This is a genomic window from Burkholderia sp. Ac-20384, from assembly GCF_017104605.1.
Taxonomy (GTDB): Bacteria; Pseudomonadota; Gammaproteobacteria; order Burkholderiales; family Burkholderiaceae; genus Burkholderia; species Burkholderia lata.
Genome location: NZ_JAAGPE010000740.1, coordinates 1 through 577 on the forward strand (window position 1 = coordinate 1; position 577 = coordinate 577).

Sequence of the window (577 nt, forward strand, 5' to 3'; positions counted from 1 at the left end):
CTAGGCTCTCTGGGAGTTTGGGCTTGCTAATGGAGGCATGCGTTAGGGCAAAGCGCCCGCCTTCGAGTGGCATGAATTCAGCGAGGACCGTGGCAGAGCGGTTCGCCACTTGCAAGTCAGCGCCGTATTGTGCACGCCCAGGTGTTTGGATTGTATCTGGGAATCGTTCGAAGAGCTCATTGTTGATGGCGTGATTGACGGCATATATCAACACACGTTTGGCATCGTTATCGGCGGCGGCAGAAAGCCGGTCGAGTGAGTCGGGACTGACCATCGTGGGGGTGATGCGTTCGGGGCGCGGAGTTTTGGGCCGGCGCATGGCGCCCAGGGGGCCAAACTGATTGAGCGAGGCTTGGCTCGGGACCGAGGTCGAGGGCTGTGGATGGTTGGCGGATTGAGGGGCCGAGGGAGCCGATTCTGGATAATTCGGCACGGGGCCAAACCCGCGAATATTGAAAGGATCTGCCATTTGGAACACTCGATTGAGGAGGGATGGCAAAGTTTGGAAGCAAGCGGCATGGAGCACGCCGTCGATGCGAGGTGTGGTACAGGGATGCGAAGCGGCTGGGGCGGGAAT

General features: G+C 59.3%; 1 protein-coding gene. It reads right to left on the bottom strand.

The features are described 5' to 3' along the window. Positions 1-469 (bottom strand): hypothetical protein (locus G3O00_RS43120; RefSeq protein WP_206146647.1); only part of this gene is annotated, 469 nt, incomplete at its 3' end. Positions 470-577: the final 108 nt, after the last annotated feature.